At 33.1% G+C, this 19503-nt stretch carries 19 protein-coding genes; 5 read left to right on the top strand and 14 right to left on the bottom strand.

The window, feature by feature from the left end:
* The first annotated feature begins 178 nt into the window (after positions 1-178).
* Complete coding sequence (locus ACFWM3_RS06535) at positions 179-547, top strand: YybH family protein (protein ID WP_390310793.1); 369 nt, start codon at positions 179-181, stop codon at positions 545-547.
* 56 nt (positions 548-603) lie between these two features.
* On the opposite strand, the gene ACFWM3_RS06530 is transcribed toward ACFWM3_RS06535, so the two are convergent.
* The 5 genes from ACFWM3_RS06530 to ACFWM3_RS06510 all read right to left on the bottom strand — a co-directional run bounded on the left by ACFWM3_RS06530 (position 604) and on the right by ACFWM3_RS06510 (position 6246).
* Entirely contained in the window at positions 604-1680 is a 1077-nt protein-coding gene (locus tag ACFWM3_RS06530) for an anti-sigma factor domain-containing protein (protein WP_390310792.1), read from the bottom strand.
* A gap of 2 nt (positions 1681-1682) precedes the next feature.
* The gene (gene sigI / locus ACFWM3_RS06525; RefSeq protein ID WP_082459423.1) at positions 1683-2411 is read right to left on the bottom strand and encodes an RNA polymerase sigma-I factor; all 729 of its coding nucleotides are present in this window, start codon (positions 2409-2411) and stop codon (positions 1683-1685) included.
* A gap of 182 nt (positions 2412-2593) precedes the next feature.
* Positions 2594-3892: a DUF5667 domain-containing protein gene (locus ACFWM3_RS06520; protein WP_390310791.1), complete on the bottom strand. Its 1299-nt coding sequence runs from the start codon at positions 3890-3892 to the stop codon at positions 2594-2596.
* A gap of 249 nt (positions 3893-4141) precedes the next feature.
* Positions 4142-5812, bottom strand: a complete 1671-nt coding sequence (gene argS / locus ACFWM3_RS06515; RefSeq protein ID WP_390310790.1) for an arginine--tRNA ligase — start codon at positions 5810-5812, stop codon at positions 4142-4144.
* Entirely contained in the window at positions 5809-6246 is a 438-nt protein-coding gene (locus tag ACFWM3_RS06510) for a YwiB family protein (protein WP_056469204.1), read from the bottom strand. The genes argS and ACFWM3_RS06510 overlap by 4 nt, the downstream gene beginning before the upstream one ends.
* 428 nt (positions 6247-6674) lie before the next feature.
* Between ACFWM3_RS06510 and ACFWM3_RS06505 the strand changes: the two genes are divergently transcribed.
* The gene (locus tag ACFWM3_RS06505; RefSeq protein WP_390310789.1) at positions 6675-6929 is read left to right on the top strand and encodes a hypothetical protein; all 255 of its coding nucleotides are present in this window, start codon (positions 6675-6677) and stop codon (positions 6927-6929) included.
* 117 nt (positions 6930-7046) lie between these two features.
* On the opposite strand, the gene ACFWM3_RS06500 is transcribed toward ACFWM3_RS06505, so the two are convergent.
* From ACFWM3_RS06500 to speE, 5 genes are all read right to left on the bottom strand, one after another.
* Positions 7047-8267 carry an MFS transporter gene (locus ACFWM3_RS06500; RefSeq protein ID WP_056469198.1) on the bottom strand — a complete coding sequence of 407 codons (1221 nt, stop codon included), beginning with the start codon at positions 8265-8267 and terminating at the stop codon, positions 7047-7049.
* 23 nt (positions 8268-8290) lie between these two features.
* A complete protein-coding gene (locus tag ACFWM3_RS06495; protein WP_082459421.1) occupies positions 8291-8713 on the bottom strand; it encodes a MerR family transcriptional regulator in 423 nt (140 codons plus the stop codon).
* A 278-nt stretch (positions 8714-8991) separates the two neighbouring features.
* Positions 8992-10107: a PepSY-associated TM helix domain-containing protein gene (locus ACFWM3_RS06490; RefSeq protein ID WP_390310788.1), complete on the bottom strand. Its 1116-nt coding sequence runs from the start codon at positions 10105-10107 to the stop codon at positions 8992-8994.
* Between the two features lie 189 nt (positions 10108-10296).
* Complete coding sequence (gene speB, locus ACFWM3_RS06485; RefSeq protein ID WP_025671011.1) at positions 10297-11169, bottom strand: agmatinase; 873 nt, start codon at positions 11167-11169, stop codon at positions 10297-10299.
* Between the two features lie 13 nt (positions 11170-11182).
* Positions 11183-12010, bottom strand: coding sequence for a spermidine synthase (speE, locus tag ACFWM3_RS06480; RefSeq protein WP_025671010.1), 828 nt, complete (start codon positions 12008-12010; stop codon positions 11183-11185).
* A 314-nt stretch (positions 12011-12324) separates the two neighbouring features.
* Here speE and ACFWM3_RS06475 point away from each other — a divergent pair, with 314 nt between their 5' ends.
* A complete protein-coding gene (locus tag ACFWM3_RS06475; RefSeq protein WP_390310787.1) occupies positions 12325-14343 on the top strand; it encodes a transglycosylase domain-containing protein in 2019 nt (672 codons plus the stop codon).
* Between the two features lie 285 nt (positions 14344-14628).
* On the opposite strand, the gene ACFWM3_RS06470 is transcribed toward ACFWM3_RS06475, so the two are convergent.
* Complete coding sequence (locus ACFWM3_RS06470) at positions 14629-15141, bottom strand: YwhD family protein (protein WP_056469188.1); 513 nt, start codon at positions 15139-15141, stop codon at positions 14629-14631.
* Between the two features lie 10 nt (positions 15142-15151).
* On the bottom strand, positions 15152-15820 hold the full coding sequence (locus ACFWM3_RS06465; protein ID WP_056469185.1) for a site-2 protease family protein: 669 nt from the start codon (positions 15818-15820) through the stop codon (positions 15152-15154).
* A 162-nt stretch (positions 15821-15982) separates the two neighbouring features.
* Between ACFWM3_RS06465 and ACFWM3_RS06460 the strand changes: the two genes are divergently transcribed.
* Positions 15983-16168: a 2-hydroxymuconate tautomerase gene (locus ACFWM3_RS06460; protein WP_056469182.1), complete on the top strand. Its 186-nt coding sequence runs from the start codon at positions 15983-15985 to the stop codon at positions 16166-16168.
* A gap of 126 nt (positions 16169-16294) precedes the next feature.
* Here the strand turns inward: ACFWM3_RS06460 and ACFWM3_RS06455 are convergent, their stop codons facing one another.
* Both ACFWM3_RS06455 and ACFWM3_RS06450 read right to left on the bottom strand, forming a co-directional pair.
* Positions 16295-17608 (bottom strand): HD domain-containing protein, encoded by a 1314-nt coding sequence (locus ACFWM3_RS06455; RefSeq protein WP_056469180.1) that lies wholly within the window; start codon positions 17606-17608, stop codon positions 16295-16297.
* A gap of 510 nt (positions 17609-18118) precedes the next feature.
* Positions 18119-18346 carry a YuzB family protein gene (locus tag ACFWM3_RS06450; RefSeq protein ID WP_025671004.1) on the bottom strand — a complete coding sequence of 76 codons (228 nt, stop codon included), beginning with the start codon at positions 18344-18346 and terminating at the stop codon, positions 18119-18121.
* Between the two features lie 221 nt (positions 18347-18567).
* Here ACFWM3_RS06450 and ACFWM3_RS06445 point away from each other — a divergent pair, with 221 nt between their 5' ends.
* Positions 18568-19410: an RsfA family transcriptional regulator gene (locus ACFWM3_RS06445; protein WP_390310840.1), complete on the top strand. Its 843-nt coding sequence runs from the start codon at positions 18568-18570 to the stop codon at positions 19408-19410.
* Positions 19411-19503 lie beyond the last annotated feature (93 nt).

The raw sequence follows: 19503 nt of genomic DNA, 5'->3' as shown, positions 1-19503 counted from the left end.
TTAAAAAGCTCATTTCTACATGCGTAGCCCTTAAGGAAGTTTTAACTTACCTTGAGGGTTTCTTTCATTTGGCAATATCTTTAAAACAACTGATTCATTATGGATTGCAATGATATGATGGTTTATAGATATTCACCTACAGGTCTTACTTCAATTCTACTATAAAGGCGGTTTGTAAATGAACTATCAAAGTGCGCTACAACAATACATAAAAGCGACAAATACACATGATTTTAATCAAGCAAAAAAATATATTCATAAGGACGCCATTTATTGGTTTTCAGACAAAACCTGTACTTCTTTGCTAGAAATTCAGCAGTATTTTGAGAATGCCTGGAATGTAATTCAAGATGAAGTTTATACAGCTACGAATGTAAAATGGTTAACTATCGATCAAAATTCTGCTTCATGTGTTTATCAATTTCAATATGAAGGCTATATGAACGGGAAGTTTGTAATTGGACATGGCAGGGCTACTAATTTATTTACTAAGAATGAACATGGTGAATGGAAGGTTATTCATGAGCATTTGAGCGGCATTTCCTAAGCCTTTATTCTTTCATGAGTTAAAGTATATTATTTGTATAAAAAACGCTCAGATTATTAATCTGAGCGTTTTTCACTACCATTATGCCAGCTGTTATCGTTATCGTTTTCATTGTTTTTATAACGATTATTGCACCCATGACATCCTTCGTTATGTTCATTTCTGCCTTGATCATTATCACTTCTTCTTAATTTGCGGTTATCATTATAGTCATTTTTTTTTTTGTCTTGATGCTTTTCATTGTTGTTGTATTGTTTCTTTTGATTTTGCTTCGATGATTCATGATGTTCATCTTGGTTTCTATGATTCCATTGACGCTGCTTATTTCCCCAGTGCTCTTCTTGATGTCTATTATTTTGAACTTCTTTTGGATGACCATTATCATTTTCTTTATCTTTTATGATTGTAGGTGACTTTATAATAGATTTATCCTTGTAATTATTTTCGCCTTTTATGACTTTCGTTGAATTTGAATTAAAACTTTTTTCTTGTTTATTTTGATTTTGACTTTGATTTTGTTTATGATTTTGAATTTTAATCTTTGGCTGATCAAGTTCCTTAGAATTTGGGATATTAAAATGATTATCACTTTCTTGAATATCCTTCAATTCGTGATTTAGCACACTTTGTTTATTTTCAAATTCTTTATTCATCTCACCAGTTAATTTGATTTTTTTATTTGGTTCAATTACTTTAGACTTCTCCATTTCACCAACTAAATCATCCATAACTAAATGTAGGGGCTCCTGTTTCCAGTTATCCATTTTATTGATCACTTTTTTACCTTGTTCATTGTGAGCTTTTAAATCAATAACATTTAACTGTTTGTCCAAAATTAATGACACTTTTGCCCCAGAATCAATTGTAACCTTTCCTGCTGCTAATGCTTCTTCTCTGTTTAAATTTATAAATGTAAAAGAGAAAAGTATTAATCCACTCACAATTACGACAGGTATTAATTTAGGGATGCTCAATTTCATTTTTTTATTCAAAATGATTGCATTGTTGGGGAACTGAATTTCTTCACCAATTGAATAGGACGACAATAGTTTTTTACATTTTAAATACTCTCCGTTCGCAGTTAGTACAACTACGGATGAGCGATTTACTTTTAATACAATACCATTGTTCATCTTCAGTTCCCCCTTTTTAAATAGTTTTGTAAATAAATATACTCATTGACGCTTATAATACTCATGGCAATAATATATTTTCTATGTTTTTCAAGCGTTTTTCGGCTTATATTCACTTTAGTTTCTAGTTTGTTCATCGGTAATTTTTTCTTATTATATAGAAAAGTTAACATTTCTTCATCAGATGTAATAAGGTCTACAACTGAAAAAATATGCTCCCTTGTGTCTTCATGTTTAGGTGAAACCTCTACTAAACTTTCTAATGAAATTCCAAATTGTTTAAGCATCTCACTGAAATGAATAATTTCCTCTTTACGATTTATTTCATCAAAATTTTTTATATAAGTGCTATATACATGGTCGTCATATTGTTTATGCAGATCCTCGGACCCAGTTTGTTCTGAAGTTAATAATTGATACTTAGATTCCTTGCGAAAGTGATCGATTAATTCTCGCTTTATGATCAACTTTGCAAAAGATAGAAATGACGCACCTTTTTTATATGAATATAGTTTAATAGCTTCATGAAATGCATTTAAACCGATACTAAATTCATCTTCTTGATTTGTAATAAATCTTCCACAAATAGTAGAAACAGTTTTGTTTATAAAAGGGGTATATTGAACTATAAAATCATCTAGTTCTTTTGATGAAGACTGTTGTATTGTTAATACAATATCTTCAATTTTTTCTTTTCTTTTATAAAGCGTTTGAAAAATTGTAAGTAACAAGACCCCATCTCCTTTCAAAAGAGGATTGCTTGGCTATTAAAACTTAAAGGCGCCTCCACTCATTATATAATCAATGAATATCAGAGGCACCATTTTAATTTAACCGTTTGCAATTAAGCATATCGCATCTTATGAAATGTTTCATGTGATTTTATTGAAAGGCGAAAGGAAAAATTTACTTATTAGTCTTCATGATGTCCATTTCCGTGGTTTTCACCTTGATCATTTGAATCCTCATTTTTTTTCCATTCGTGCTTTTCATTTTCCTTATGTTTCCCACGATTTTCATGTTCACCTTGGTTTCCTTGGTGTTCTTGATTTCTATGGTTTGTACCATTTTCGTGTTTTACTACATGTTTTTCTACGTGCTTTTCTACGTGTTTTTCTTCTTTTTCAACTTTTACTTTTTTTACTTTAACTGGTTTTACTTCTTTTGACTTATGTTCAACTTTATGTTGATCTTCCTTATGCTCTACTTTTACAGGTTTTGTAGCAACTTCAGTAGCGTCATCTTTGTCTTCATTTTCACCTTGATTATCTTCATTAACATTTTTCACGTCTTTGTCATTTACGTCTTCAATTTTCGTTACAGTTGTAATAACTTCTGGTGTAGCTGATTGATCTGTAGTTGCATCAGGGTATTGAACTGTAATAACAGGTTTTAAAGTAGTTGAATCCTGTTCTGTATTCTTTAAGACTTTTTCTAATCTTTCAGAAATTTTGTTAAAGCTCTTTTCAATATTTTTAGCAATCGCAGCTTTTGCTTTTGGATTTTTAACTTGATCTAAAACGTTTGCTAAAACTAGTAAATTGTTATTTAAATGGTGTTGAATTTTTGCAATTTCTTTTTGCTCTTTTGTTAATTTTTGTTTTTCATCTTTTTCAACATGTTCTTTTTCAGTTTCTTGTTTGTCTGAGTCTTGTTTGTCTGTCTCAGCTTTTTCTTGATCGTCTTTTTCTTGTTTATCTGTATCTTGTTTATCCGTTTCAGCTTTTTCTTGATCTTCTTTTTCAGTTTCTTGTTTGTCTGTATCTTGTTTATCTGTCTCAACTTTTTCTTGATCTTCTTTATCTACTTCTGTAGTTGTTTTTTCTGAAGTCGTTGGTACAGTAACAGTTGGTAACTTAACATCGAGTTGGCCTTGAGCATTTTCCATCTGACCTAAAGCTTCTTTTATTGTTTCTTTTGCTAAATCTTCTTTGCCATCTTTTATTAATTCTCTTGCTTCATGAATACGTTCTTGTGCAAATTCTGCTAAAAGTTCTGCTTCTTTAACTTTGTCTGTTGTTAGTAATAGTTGGATTTTTTCTACAGTTGTTTTTACAAAGTAAAAGAAATCACCTTTAACTAATGCAGGTGCTTCTTCCTTTTGATCAGTTGGTGAAACTGTATCATTTTCAGCAGCCAGTACTGAACTAGAAAATCCTAACTGAGATAATAATAATGCTGTTGCAGTTGTATGTACTAATAACTTTTTCATGAATTTTTCCCCTTTGTAAAAATTTCTTTATTTATTCTCACTATAACTATTCGTAGAGAGTTTCATTTTTTAGGGGGTCGTTTTAAAAAAAAATTTAAAAAATTAATAAAAATATGGTGAAACTTGTTTTCTTTCCCTATTTACCGACAAATTTTTATAAATTAACAAACTAAAATATTACAAAATCATACTTTTCTAACAAAAAAAGTACCATACCCTAAATTGGGGCATGGTACTTTCATTAATTACTTACATTTTTTCTGGTGCAGAAACTCCAACTAAAGCTAATGCATTTTGTAATGTAACTTGAACTGATTTCATTAAAGCCAGTCTAGCTTTTGATTTTTCAACATTTTCAGCATCTAACACTTTTTCTGCATTATAGAAGCTGTGGAAAGTCCCCGCTAATTCAAACACATAGTTTGTAATGTGATGAGGAGTACGTTTTGAAGCAGCTAATGAAACCGCTGCTGGGAATTCTCCTAATTTCTTTAATAACTCATATTCTTTTTCAGATGAAACAAGGCTGTAATCAGCTTCCCCATTGTAAACAATACCCATTTCTTCTCCTTGACGAAGAATACTACAAACTCGAGCGTGAGCGTATTGTGAATAATAAACAGGGTTTTCATTTGATTTAGAAACAGCTAAGTCCATATCAAAGTCTAAATGTGAGTCACAACCGCGCATTGCAAAGAAGTAACGTGTAGCATCAGTACCTACTTCTTCCATTAAATCACGTAACGTAACAGCTTTACCTGTACGTTTACTCATTTTAACTTTTTCACCATCTTGATATAACTGAACCATTTGGATAATTTCTACCTCAAGCGTATCAGCATTATATCCTAATGCTTGAATTGCTGCTTTCATACGAGGAATGTATCCGTGATGGTCAGCTCCAAGAATATCAATTAATTTATCTGCTCCTCGACTAAGTTTGTCACGGTGATAAGCAATATCCGGAGTTAAATAAGTATAAGAACCATCGCTTTTAATTAGTACACGGTTTTTATCATCTCCATATGTTGTAGAACGGAACCAAGTCGCTCCTTCTTCTTCATATGTTTCACCGCGTTGTTTTAAATCATCAAGAGCCTCTAACACTTTGCCATTTTTATATAATGAAGTTTCTGAATACCATACATCAAATTCTACTCTGAAATTACGTAGATCGCGTTGTAGTTTTTCCATTTCTAACTTTAAACCGTACTCACGGAAGAACTTGTAACGAGCTTCTTCTGGTTCATTTATATAACGGTCACCAAATTCAGCAGCTAATGTTTTACCAATCTCAATGATATCTGCTCCATGGTAGCCATCTGCAGGCATTTCTTTATCCATTCCAAGTGCTTGCATATAACGAGCTTCTACTGAAAGTGTTAAATTATTAATTTGGTTTCCAGCATCATTAATATAATATTCACGAGTTACTTCATAACCTGCTTTGTCTAAAATATTACATAGTGAATCTCCAAATGCTGCTCCACGGGCATGACCTAAATGTAAATCGCCAGTCGGATTCGCTGAAACAAACTCAACTAAAATCTTTTCACCGTTACCAAAGTTAGTTTGGCCATATTCATTTCCAGATTTAATAATTGCTGGGATTAAATCAGTTAGGTAACTATTATCCATATAAAAATTGATGAATCCTGGTCCAGCAATTTCTACTTTTCGAATGCTTGCCTTACTTTGGTCAAAAGAATTAATTAGCTCTTCTGCAATCATTCTAGGAGCCTTTTTAGCAACTCGTGCTAATTGCATCGCCATATTTGTTGAAAAATCTCCGTGCGCTTTATCTTTTGGTGTTTCTAATACAACTTGTGGTAATTGTTCCTCCGTTGCTAATCCTGCTTTTAATACCGCAGCTTCGATTTCATTTTTTAAACGACTTTTTACTTGTTCTAATGTATTCATATCGTTGCCTCCTTAATTGATACTGTAATGTTATACGACCCAGCATTTTCATCACCTACGAATAACTTATACCCTAATTGAAGTACCCCTTTTAAAGGTCCTTCAGATACTAGAAATTGTAGTTTTTTCGTATATGCTTTCGTTTGGAATACGCCTAATTCATTTGAGAAAGTACCTTCAGTTGTTTCATTTACTCGGTATTGGTGACGCATCATAACCCCGCCATTACGAATAATTGTTACTTCCCCTTTACCTATTTTCATTGTAGCCTTTACTTTTCGGTCCTCGTGATTTTCATCAAATAATAAATATGAGACATCATCTTTTTTATAGTATAGGCCATTTGCTTGAAAACTGACTTTATCACGCCCGTGTGGATCTTTTATCAAAGTCTCAAAGTCAATTGAGACAGGTATGCCTTGTTGTCCTTTCACTTTTACACGTCCTTTTCTCCCAATGAACGTAACGAATCACATCCAAAAATCATCTTTTCCCATTTTAGCATAATCTAATAAAAAAAATAAAATAGGTAAGAAAAAAATTGTGAAAAATATTCATTAAAGTGAACGAAATAATAGGACAATCTGAAAAATTAGAGTACTTTCTTATTTCTAAAAAAATTCATAGAGCTTTTTTACATAATTTCCGTAGCTTCGTTCTTTATAATGATGAATTTCATTTAGTTATTTCGACTCCCTAAATCTAAAACTGCAGACACTATTACTCATTAAACGGCCACGGATTTCAATCGCATCAACCTACTAACAAACAATCTTGCCATGAATGTAAGGAGGATTTTTGTTTTCAATTGAAAACAGTTTATGAGACAATAAAGAACATATGATGAATAAAAGGGGTTTTTATGAAAACAATCGCACAACAATCATCTAGCAAACTATTTTTCATCGGACTAGGTATAGGAATCATTTCGTTATCGAGCATTTTTCTCATTTATTTGTACTCATTTTTCGCCCCATTCGTTGTGGGAATCATCTTGTGGTTCATTCTCAAACGAAAAGCGATCATGTTTGGCAGTTTTACAGCTGCAATAATCGGAGTACTCGCACTCATCGGCTTTATTGTTTATCTGATGTTTTTCGGTCATTTTGGACCATGATAAACAGCTTGTAAAGGGCTGTTTTTTGTTTGTTTATATTCAAAAAAACACAAAAACCCGCCAGGAAACGTAATTCCTAGCGGGTTTTCACCAATTATCGAGAAATACTCGATAAAATTAATGTGCAGATTCTGCTTTATCAATATGAATTAAATGCTTTTTATTAATAAACAAGAAAAGTACCGATAATAATACAAAACATCCACCTACATAGAAAGGTACGTGTGGATTATACCATTCAGCAAGTTTACCTGCTAAATATGGAGCAATTGCCCCACCAAGGAAACGTAAAAAGCTATATGCAGCTGATGCTGTTGAACGTTCGACTGGTGCTGCTTGCATTACTGCTGTTGTTATTAATGTGTTGTTATTACCTAAAAATGCACCAGCTATAATTACACAAACGATAACAACACTATTCGTATTTGTTCCTACTCCCATAATAAGAAGCGTAATTGCGAAAAGAGTTAACATTGCATACATCGATTTAAGCGTACCGAATTTTCTTTGAAGTTTTGGTGCCATAAATACAGATGTGATTGCTAGTAAAAGTCCCCAACCTAAGAATACGAATCCTAAACCGCGTTCCTTTAATCCCATATAGAATGGAGAGAATGCTAATAGAGTAAAGAATCCAAAGTTATATAAAAATGCTGTAATCCCTAATGTTAATAATGATCTATGTTTAAGAGCACGGAATGGATCAAGAAACGATGCTTTTTTCGTATTTTGTGTAATAGGTGTTTTTGGCATCATTAAGGATAGAGATAAAAATGCAATAACCATTAAACAAGCAACACCAAAAAATGGACCTCTCCAAGAGATTGAACCTAATTCCCCACCTAATAATGGACCAACTGATATCCCAAGACCAATTGCAGTTTCGTATAAAATAATCGATTGTGCAACACCTGATCTAGATAATGAAACAATAGCAGATAATGCAGTCGCAACGAATAGTGCGTTACCTAGACCCCAACCTCCGCGTAACCATACTAATTCCCATATACCGCTTGAATTTCCTCCAAGTCCCGCGAAGACTGCAATAATTAGTATACCTAAAAGCAGTGTCCATTTAATTCCGATACGTGAAGAGATAAAACCTGTTATTAACATCGCGAATGCCATTACTAAATTGTAACTTGTAAAAAGAAGCGTTACATCACTTTTAGAAGCATGCATTTTTTCAGCGATTGCTGGTAAAATTGGGTCAACTAATCCAATCCCCATGAATGCGATAATACAAGCAAAACCAACAGCCCAAATTGCTTTTGGCTGATTCAAAAGACCAGATTTTTGATTTGCAGTTTGCTTCTTACGATCTGCCAAGTTTGACATATTTCATCCATCTCCCATATTATTTATTGTTCTAAAGCTTTTTGCACCCTCTGATACATCGCATTCATTTCATCTCGAATATCGTTCATTTTTTTAAGCTTTTCATCAATCATTTTTAATTGTTGAGCAAGTATTACTTCCGCCCCTAATAGCTTTTCTTTTCTTTCATCTTCATTCATTTTTTCCTTGTTTTCTCTATAATGTAATCGGAATTCTTCATACGCCTCACTAATTTCCATATATTCCTGTACCTCCTGCAAAGAAAAACCAAGAACATCACGAACATTCATTATTTTCTTTAGCCGTTCTATATGCAGATCAGAATAAAGTCGAAATCCTCCTTCACTTCTTTCAGGCGGAGAGATCAAACCGATTTCTTCGTAATAACGAATCGAGCGCTTTGTTAATCCACATTCTTTCGCTACATCATCTATTTTGTATAGCAAATCATTTCCTCCTTTCGAAATGAATTTAAATTATTTATATCACTTATCTATCTTACTCCTAATGTATCGTTAACGTCAACGTTAACTTTGTACATTTTTCTATTTTTATCTTTCTACAAAATTGTTGTTTTACTATAAAAACAGTACAAATAATCATTTTTGTTACCTATTCAAAAAACCCGAAAGATAAATACGGCTTATGCGCATTTTCTTTCGGGTTCTAACAAATATTTCAACCGAATATCGTTATCATACTTCCTTGTAAAATTCTGTTAGTCTTAGGCCGTTTGCTGTAATTTTCTCATTTTTTTAACTTTGTTTTTTCGTTTTAGCGCCCACATTGTAATCCCAGTTATCCCCAAACCAAGTGGAGCTATTCCAACTAAGGCATAAATTGTTTTTACGAACACACCACCAAAAGTTCCTCTATGCAAACTTTCTCGCCAAACAAAAAATTTATCATAGGCTGTTTCAGTATTTTTCGAAAAAGTTCCTAAATGCTTTCCTGAAAACTGATCGAAAAACTCACTGGTATTTCCTTTACCTTCAGGATCATAACTACCATCGCTTAATTGAGCTTCTATAACACCATCTTTATCCGTTGGAAGTCTCAACTTGTATAACTCACCTTCCGGGTGCAATTTATTAATTTGGGCAACTATAGTATCCAGCCCTATTTGATGTTTACCATTATCAACTGATTTAAGTTCTTCAGGATAATTCGATGTAAATTTCAATTTCAAAGATTCTTCAATCTTTTCTTGGAATGGAAATAGCATTCCTGTTATTGCTACAACAAGTAAAAAGGGTAAAGTAATAACCCCAATGAAATTATGTAATGATAGATTTTTAGCCATTTGACTTTTATTCCATTTAATTTTTAAGCTTTTAAACATTCGTTTAATGCCTGGATACCATAAATAAATACCTGTAACAAGAATTAAAATAAATGCAATTGCAACGATACCAATAATTGTTTCACCAATATCATCTAATAATAAATGTGTATGCAACTCTTTAAAAAAAGAAACGATCGATTTCTCTCTATCAAAATTACCTAATAATTTTCCATTGCTAGGATCTACATATGCATCAATTTCATTATGTCCTTTTGACATACTTGCATGATATACATCTGATAACTTTGAAGGCACATCCATCCTCGAAATTTGAAAACCTTTGTAATGTTCAAGGAAAACCTTTTCTGCTTCTTTAATTCCAACATTTCTTTCACTACTTGCAGGCTTAAAATACTGCGGATTTAATACATGCTCAATCTGATTCCCAAACACCAATACACTACCCGTTGCACAAACAGCAATAATAAAAAGTCCAAAAACTAAGCTGCTTACCAAGTGTAGAGTTAAAATAGATTTCCTTACCCCTTTTTTCATCTTCATCTTCTCCTATAGTTTGATAACAATAATCGTTCTCAATTATAAAGGTAATGATTATCATTATCAATAGGATTTTACATTTTTTGTTAAATATTATTTGTATTGCTACAAGTGTTTCAATTTCAAATCAATATAAAAAGGCGACTTTTCGCTCTAATGAACGAAAAATCGCCTTTTCAAATCTTATTATTTTACCCAACCTAATAAAATTTCACGAATAAATTTACTTGCAGCAACTTGAGTTTGCTCTGCATGATCGTAAACTGGAGCTACTTCTACTAAGTCTGCCCCAACAACGTTTATATCACTGTTTGCGATTGCTAAGATGCTATCAAGCATTTCTTTTGATGTAATACCACCTGCTTCAAGAGTTCCTGTTCCAGGAGCGTGTGCAGGATCTAATACATCGATATCAATCGTTACATATACTGGACGTCCAGCAAGCGTTGGAAGTACTTTCTTTAACGGTTCAAGCACTTCGAATTTGAATAAATTCATTCCAACTTCTTTAGCCCATTCAAATTCTTCCTTCATACCAGAACGGATTCCAAATGAATAAACATTTTTTGGTCCAATTAAATCACAAACTTTTTTAATTGGTGTTGAGTGAGATAATGGCTCACCTTCATATGAATCACGTAAATCAGTATGAGCATCAAAATGAATAATTGCTAAATCTGGGTATTTCTTGTACATAGCTTTCATTACTGGCCATGATACAAGATGCTCCCCACCCATTCCTAGAGGAAATTTACCTTCAGCTAATAAACCGTCAATATAATCTTCAATCATATCAAGGCTTCTTTGCGCGTTACCAAATGGTAATGGAATATCCCCTGCGTCGAAATACTTAACTTCTTCAAGTTCTTTATCTTGATATGGACTATATTCCTCTAATCCAATTGAAACTTCACGAATACGTGTAGGACCAAAACGAGAACCTGGTCTGAAACTTACAGTCCAATCCATAGGCATACCATAGATAACTGCTTTACTTTCTTCAAAGCTTGGATGACTCTTTATGAATACATTTCCAGAATAAGCTTCATCAAAACGCATAAATAAAGCCCCCTTATTTAGTAAGATCAGCTACAAATTTTGGTAATACGAACGCTGCTTTGTGTAGCTCTTTTGTATAATATTTTGTCTCAATATCAAAGAAACGATTCTCTTCTACTTCAAGAGGATCATGTTTTTTCGAACCGATTGTAAATGTCCACATTCCACTTGGGTATGTTGGAATATTTGCAATGTATAAACGAGTGATTGGGAAGATTTCTCTTACATCACGTTGAACTTGTGTGATTAACTCTGGCGTAAACCATGGGTTGTCCGTTTGTGCTACAAAAATACCATCTTCTTTTAATGCTTTAGAGATTCCAGCATAGAAGCCTTTTGTAAATAAGTTAACTGCAGGACCAACTGGTTCAGTTGAGTCTACCATAATTACATCGTATACATTTTCACTATTTGCAATATGCATAAATCCGTCGTCTACTTTTACTTCTACACGTGGATCTTCTAATTTCCCTGCAATTTCAGGTAAGTATATTTTAGAGTACTCAATTACTTTTCCATCGATTTCAACTAGAGTTGCTTTCTTCACGCTTGGGTGTTTTAATACTTCACGAATAACACCACCGTCACCGCCACCTACAACTAATACGTTTTCAGGATTTGGGTGTGTGAATAAAGGTACATGCGCAACCATTTCGTGGTAAACGAACTCATCTTTTTGAGTTGTCATAACCATACCATCTAAAATAAGCATGTTTCCGAACTCTTCTGTCTCTACCATGTCAAGCTTTTGAAACTCTGTTTGCTCTGTATGTAAAGTTTTATTAATTTTAGCAGTAATTCCAAAGTTTTTTGTTTGTTTTTCAGTAAACCATAATTCCATTTAATGCATCTACCCTTCTTTATCAAGATTTAGTTTGAAACATAAGTATTGTTTTGTCGGGGCTAAAACAATGCGCCTCGACTTTTCGATTATGTTCCGTATTATCCCCACTCTTCCTAATTCCTATCGGATTTGTGTTGTTACAACAATTTTTTGCCGTACAAAAGAAAAGTATAGAGTAATTTTTGTGAAATGCAAGATTTTTAAAGCTAAATTATTTGATATTTTTTACTTCGGTAATTTGAATAAAATTTCTCTTAATCTACCATACTAGTATTAAATTAGAGAAACGAATCGAGAGGAGGATACATTTTTTGTATAATATCAACTACTCTTTTCATTGGCGTACACTTCAAAAGGTCGGCATTTTGCTTACTATTATTTCAATTTCAGGAACACTATTTTTATCTTGTGTTTATCTCTTTGCAATTACGTCTACTAAACCTTCATTATTTATTGAGTCAAATTCAAGTTATTATGATCACAATCAAAAACTAATTAGTAAAACTAAGCTACTTCAAAATCGTAAAACACTAAAAATTGCAGATGTGCCTCCGATTGCGATCAATAGTATTTTAGTTTCTGAAGATCGTAATTTTTTTCATCATCATGGCTTTGACTTAAAAAGGTTGGGCTCTGCTATTTTAATTAATATAACGAAAGGACAATACGCTCAAGGCGGAAGTACAATAACTCAGCAACTTGCAAAAAATTTATATCTTTCACAACAAAAAACGATTAGTCGTAAATTAAAAGAGGCTTTTTTTACTATGAGACTTGAGTCAGCCTACAGTAAAAATAAAATATTAGAAGCATATTTAAACACCATTTATTTTGGACATGGTATTTATGGTCTAGAAACTGCGGCGAATACCTTCTTAGGAAAAGAGACAAACGAGCTTACAATTGGTGAATCTACATTTTTATTAAGTATTCCGGCTAATCCTTCAACATATGATCCTTACGTTCATTTTTCATCTGTAAAGAAAAGGCAGCGACGAATTTTATCGGCATTAGAACAAAATAAACTAATCAGCTCAAAAACTGTTAAAAATGCAATTAATGAATCGATAAAGTTAAAACCGATTAAACATACTTCAAATTCTTCATTTACATCCTATTTTCAACAAAGTGTTCAAAAAGAGATTACAGCTTCAATTGGCCAATCAATCAATAACAATGGTAGTCAAATTTATACAACATTTAATTCCACTATTCAAAAGCATATTGATCAAGCATTTGATAAATATATTAGACCACAACCTGATTTACAGGCTAGTGTAGTCGTATTAAATAGTCAAACTGGTGAAGTATTAGGTATGACTGGGGGCCGCGAGAAAGGACAGTTTTTATTTAATCGAGCAATAACGTCAAAACGACAAGTAGGAAGTACAATAAAACCAATTCTATATTACAGTGCACTTGAAAATGGTTATACCCCATCAACAAGACTTCAAAGTAAGCCTACTATATTTCACTTTGAAAATGGAGATTCATATAGTCCCAAAAACAGTGGCAATCTATACGCGCATGATTCAATTACTCTAGCTAAAGCTATTGCTGTTTCAGACAATATATACGCTGTAAAAACACAACAGGCAGTTGGTACTGACGAATTTATTAAAGCACAGAAGTTATTCCATTTAACCACACCAAATAATAAACTACCTTCAATGGCACTCGGCACTCAAGATGCCTCATTGCTCGATATGACAAGAGCATACGCACTAATTGCGAATAATGGTAAAGAAGTTATTCCTCATTTCGTAAAAGAGATTAAAACTCAAACTGGAAAGACGATTTATAAAGAAAAGTTTGATAAAAAACAAATATTAGATAAAGATCAAACCATTATTCTTAAACAACTAATGAACGGAATGTTCAACACAAATTTTTCAAGCTACTTGCCAGTAACAGGTACTAGTATTATTCCTGAACTATCAAAAGATTATTATGGTAAAACTGGAACTACAAAAACGGACAGTTGGATGATTGGATTCCATTCGAATCTTATTGTTGGAGTATGGGTTGGGTATGATCATTCAAAAAATTTAACCGCAGAGGAAGGTACACTGTCCAAGAAAGTATGGGCATCCGTTATGACAAATTTAATGGATAAAAATATAGACTCTAAACTACCTAATGATCTAGTAAAAGTTGCTATAGATGAAAAGACTGGCCTTTTGTATAAAGAAGGCTGCGGCGATAAGGTTTCACTTTATTTTCGTAGAGGGACACAACCTACAAAACCTTGTATGAATAAAAAAATGAACCAAAAACATAAAAAGGAAAATAAAGACAGTAAACCTTGGTATTCTAAATATTTACTATAAAAACAAAAGACCTCACCAAATTGGTAAGGTCTTTTGTTTGTCCTAGTCCTAGCTTTGTCCAAGCTAATATTAGTTTACTTTATTTAGTCTTAAATGTAAAAAGATTATTCGACGATTTCTTCAAATTTTTTATATAATTTACCAAAAGAAAACTCGTCAATTAGCGAGCCTTAGGGCGAAGACAGAGACGTAGTTGCACTTATACTTAATACTTAAAATTGGAAACTACGTGGACTTTCCTTCTTCGCTGCCAATTTATACTTACTTAATGTGCAAAAAAGTATACTATCCTAAAAGCACAGTTTTTAATTGGTCAGATGAATTATTCCACATCTCTTCATTGTGCGATTTTAAGAAATCGGCTAATAATTTGCGAGACTTTTCATCCATCTCTTCAACCATTATTTTTCGTTTCATCGCTTTATCCATTTTATTTACGTGGTCAGGAAGAAGTTTATATCCCCTTCTAGCTTCACGATCAACTGTCATATAACAGCCAGTTACTCCAGCATAATAAGGTCCACTTTCAGTTCGCTCCGTTGCGACCCACACTAACCAATATGGTTTTCCATTAGGAACTTCATCCTCATTTGTTAAAAACTTGATTCCTTTTTCAACTGAACTTCTTGCATGCATTGCACCGATATCTACAAAAACATCATTCTCTTGTATATCTATAAAGACTGGAGAAATATTTTCTAAACTAATTGCTCCAACACCGAATCCGCCATGCCCACTCGTTGAATCATTTTTTAATATATTAAAACCTAGTGATTTCTTTTTTGGTTGTTCAGACATTATGCCCCTCCTAAAAAATTAATGGTGTAACGATTGAATTAATCCAGTGGAAAACTGAAGGTATAGCAACCTGGAAAATTGGCTGTATTGTATAGTTATCTAATGGAGTTAATACTAAAACTAAAAATACAAATGCTCCATATTGCTCGTATTGTGACATTTTTGCACGAAGGTCATTAGGAGCCAAATCCTCTAAAATTCGATATCCATCTAATGGCGGAAGAGGAATTAAGTTAAACACAAATAATACGATATTCATTTGAACGAAAATATTAAAGAAAGAATCTAAAGTCATTGATAGCGATTGTGGGAAAGAATGAAAAAATCCGAACTTATACAATAGTGAATAAGCGATTAAACCAAGCGTCGCTAGTATTAAATTACTAATCGGTCCCGCTGCTGTCGTTAAGATACCCGCTAATCTAGGATGTTTAAAGTTATGGCGATTTACAGGAACTGGTCTTGCCCAACCAAAACCTAAAATAATAATCGCAATTGTTCCGAAAATGTCTAAATGTCTAAATGGAGAAAGCGTTAATCTGCCTTGTCTTTTTGCAGTGTCATCTCCAAATTTATAAGCTACATAAGCGTGCGCAAATTCGTGAACTGATAACGAAATCGCAACAACTAGTAATATTAATGGTATATCTTTTAATGGATATTGAAAAAATGATCCCATTCTTTACTCCTCTCAAGAAATTACTGTTTTACTTAACTGAACGGTTAATTTATTAATAGTTTAATTTATTCTTTATGATTTCTTCAATGTTAATCGATTTAATCGTTATTATTCTGACTTCCTGAGTTATAATAAAAATGACAAAACGAAGGAGGTCATAATATGCCATACGTTACAGTAAAAATGCTAGAAGGTCGCACTGAAGAACAAAAAAAAGCTTTAGTAGAAAAAGTTACTTCAGCTGTTAGTGAAACAACAGGTGCTCCAACCGAAAAGATTGTTGTTTTCATTGAAGAAATGACAAAAAACCATTATGCCGTTGCAGGTAAACGCCTAAGTGACGAATAGAATTCCTTACATACATCAACAGTAAACGTCAGACTGCCCGCCAAACGCTTTCAATCAGTCTGAAAAACAAGTTTTTAGTACTTTGTCTAAATAATGAGTAAACGGAGTAACTTCCGTTTACTGTTTTTATCTTCTTTTAGCCCCTGCTATTTCTTCAATCATTTCGATTACTTTCTTTTTCTTTTCATCAGGATTGCTATAAATTAAATCATGAGGAAAATATAACTTAGAATCGAATAACTTTTTACCAGTTATTCCATCTACTAGCTCTGATTTACGCGAGATTTCTTTCAAATCCCCGTTCGTTTGTAATAGTAGAATCGGCTTCTTTCCACCTTCTTCACCATACCTAAAGTAATCATAAGCCTCGTCTGAAATTGTATCGATAACTAAATAGTATTCTGGGTCTATATCTATTTCTAAAAATAACTCTTTTAGTTCAGCAAACTTTTCAGTATGCTTTTGCGTATCAAAGTCTACATATTGAAATAATTTTCTACTTAAGAACCGTTGACACAGATCACCTAAGATTTGGTCAGATTCCTCCTGCCATACTTGGAAATAATACAAAAGGACTGATTCATCTAATTTGATATATTCATCTAAGTCAACTTTCCCCTCAAACAATTGACCAAAATGAACTGGTACATAATTAAAATGGTAACCTGTTTCATGCAAATATTTAGCCCTTTGTAATATCTTTTGTAAAATAGCTTCTGCACTTCTAGACACAGGATGAAAGTATACTTGCCAGTACATCTGGAATCGACTAATTAAGTAGTGCTCAACAGCATGCATACCTGATTGTTTAATAACGACACCATCAGGTCGAGGACGCATAATTCTTAAAATACGTTCCATATCAAAATTACCGTAACTTACGCCAGTGTAGTATGCATCTCTAAGAAGATAATCCATTCGATCTGCATCAATCTGGCTTGAAATCATGCTCGTAACTAACTTATTCGCCGATGTTTTCTCAATGACTTCCGATACTTTCTTAGGAAAGTCATCCCCTACTTTTTTTAGAACATCATTAATTTCTGTTGAACCCTCAATAATTTCTCTCGTTAATTCTTCATGATCTAAATTAAATATCTTTTCAAATGTATGCGAAAAAGGACCATGACCAACATCATGTAATAATCCAGCACAAAGAGCTAATAAGCGATCATCATCATTCCAATCAGGACGACCAGAAAAAACATCATCTACCATACGTCTTATAATTTCATAAACGCCAAGCGAATGAGTAAATCGACTATGCTCAGCTCCATGAAACGTCAGATATGTAGTACCAAGCTGTTTAATTCTGCGTAGTCTCTGAAATTCTTTTGTTCCGATTAAATCCCAAATAACTTGATCTCTTACGTGGATATAACGATGTACAGGATCTTTAAATACTTTTTCCTCATAAAGCTTTTGGAAACGATATGACATATGTTGGCCCCCTTTCAATATGTACACTAATTCTTTATATGCTAATTGATTTACTTTCTGAACAGGACTCTTCTATCTTTCTCTTTGTAGTCCGAAGCGTTAGCCCCTCAAGGTCATAAGCCCAATTCCAATGAAGGTAAAAACCAACCTTCTACTTTTATTATTCAACTTTTGCCCCTTAATCCTTAAAAGCCAAAATTAAAATATGTATTTTATGATGTCTAGTTCCGAAAGCTAGCTCTTCGGTAATATTCCATCCATCTTCGAAGTGGAAAGATCGCCACTTCTTCAGCTGAATGGAGATATTCCCTTCAGAGCTGAACAAGCTTTCTCCACATTTCAAATTGTCTAGCTACAGGCGTTAGCCCCTCGAGGTCATAAGCCCAATTCCAATGAAGGTAAAAACCAACCTTCCTTGGATTTCGACTTATGCTTGTCGGGGCTGACCAAACGCCTTCCGCATTTCTTTACTATTATATCAAAAAAACGCTCCTGAAGATGAAGGAACGTTTAATTCTTACCTAGTTTTGACTTTATCTTTACAAGTAGATCATCTTCGTTTGGTGCAGATAAAGGGCGATTGTTTACGAAACAAAATGATTTTTTTCGTCCTGGTCCACAGTAAGATTGACAACCAATTTTAATCTCTGCTTCATCATCTATTCTTTTTAAGCGAGGGACTAATGTTTTAATATTTGTCGCCTGGCAGTCATCACATATTCTAAATTCATTTGACATTTTTTTACAATCCTTTCTGTTCTAAATTGAACATACTCAGCAGTAATTTTACTCGTTCCAAAAAGGACATGCAAGTTTTCCAATTAAATCACTCCAAATAGTATTCTACTATTTTCTATTTTTTGTATAGTTTTCTATTTTTTTGTCCAAACTTCTATTAATCAGCTACGAAAATAAACCAATTTAATTGAATAAAAGAAAGTTGAGGAGAATTTTCTATGATGAAATTAAGACAAGATGCTTGGACTGAAGAAAATGATTTACTTTTAGCAGAAACCGTTTTACGTCATGTACGAGAAGGTAGTACCCAATTAAATGCCTTTGAAGAAGTAGGCGATGTTTTAGAACGTACCTCGGCTGCATGTGGTTTTCGTTGGAATGCTGTAGTTCGCTATAATTATGAAAAAGCACTTCAATTAGCAAAGAAATTCCGTAAAGAAAAGCTTCGTCACGCTAAAGGTGAAGATGCTAAGAAAAAGTTATTATATACACCTTCTGAATCTAGTTATATACAAACAGATGTATCTAGTAATTTTGATCGTTATTTAAATGATGAACAAGACTTAGAATATGGTGTTGAACTCGATCAAGAATTTGGTTCTTTTGTGGAAACTGATAATGAAAATGACACAACTGTTGAAGTAACGCATAATGATGAACCAACAACTGAGATATTTTCAAGTATTCCTTCAGTTCAAAGTCAGTATCAATCACAGACTACGCCAGCTTCACCAGTAAATACTAGAAAAAGTTCAATTACAATGTTTGATGTCATCCAGTTCTTACAAGGTCTTTCAAGTAGTCAGATTGGTAGTGATCGTTTAGTCCGTGAAAATGATCAACTAAAAAGAGAGCTTATGCAATTGCAGGAACGAAATTCACAGTTACAGAGACAAGTAGAAAAGCTTGAAAAAGATGCTACTACTGTTCAAGAAGACTATGAAACAATGATGAAAATAATGAACCGTGCTAGAAAATTAGTACTATTTGAAGAGGAAGAGAAACCAGCAGCAACATCCTTTAGAATGGATAAGAACGGAAATTTAGAAAAAATTGCAGAATAACATTGTCGGTTATAATATAGAGGAACTAAATCTTGGTTTTGATTTAGTCCCTCTATTTTTATGTTCACTAAATTTTGAAATTCCGACTACAAT

Origin of the sequence: Gottfriedia sp. NPDC058432, assembly GCF_042721555.1 — a bacterium.
Lineage (GTDB): Bacteria > Bacillota > Bacilli > Bacillales > Bacillaceae_G > Gottfriedia.
This window is presented reverse-complemented; position numbering and strand designations above follow the sequence as displayed.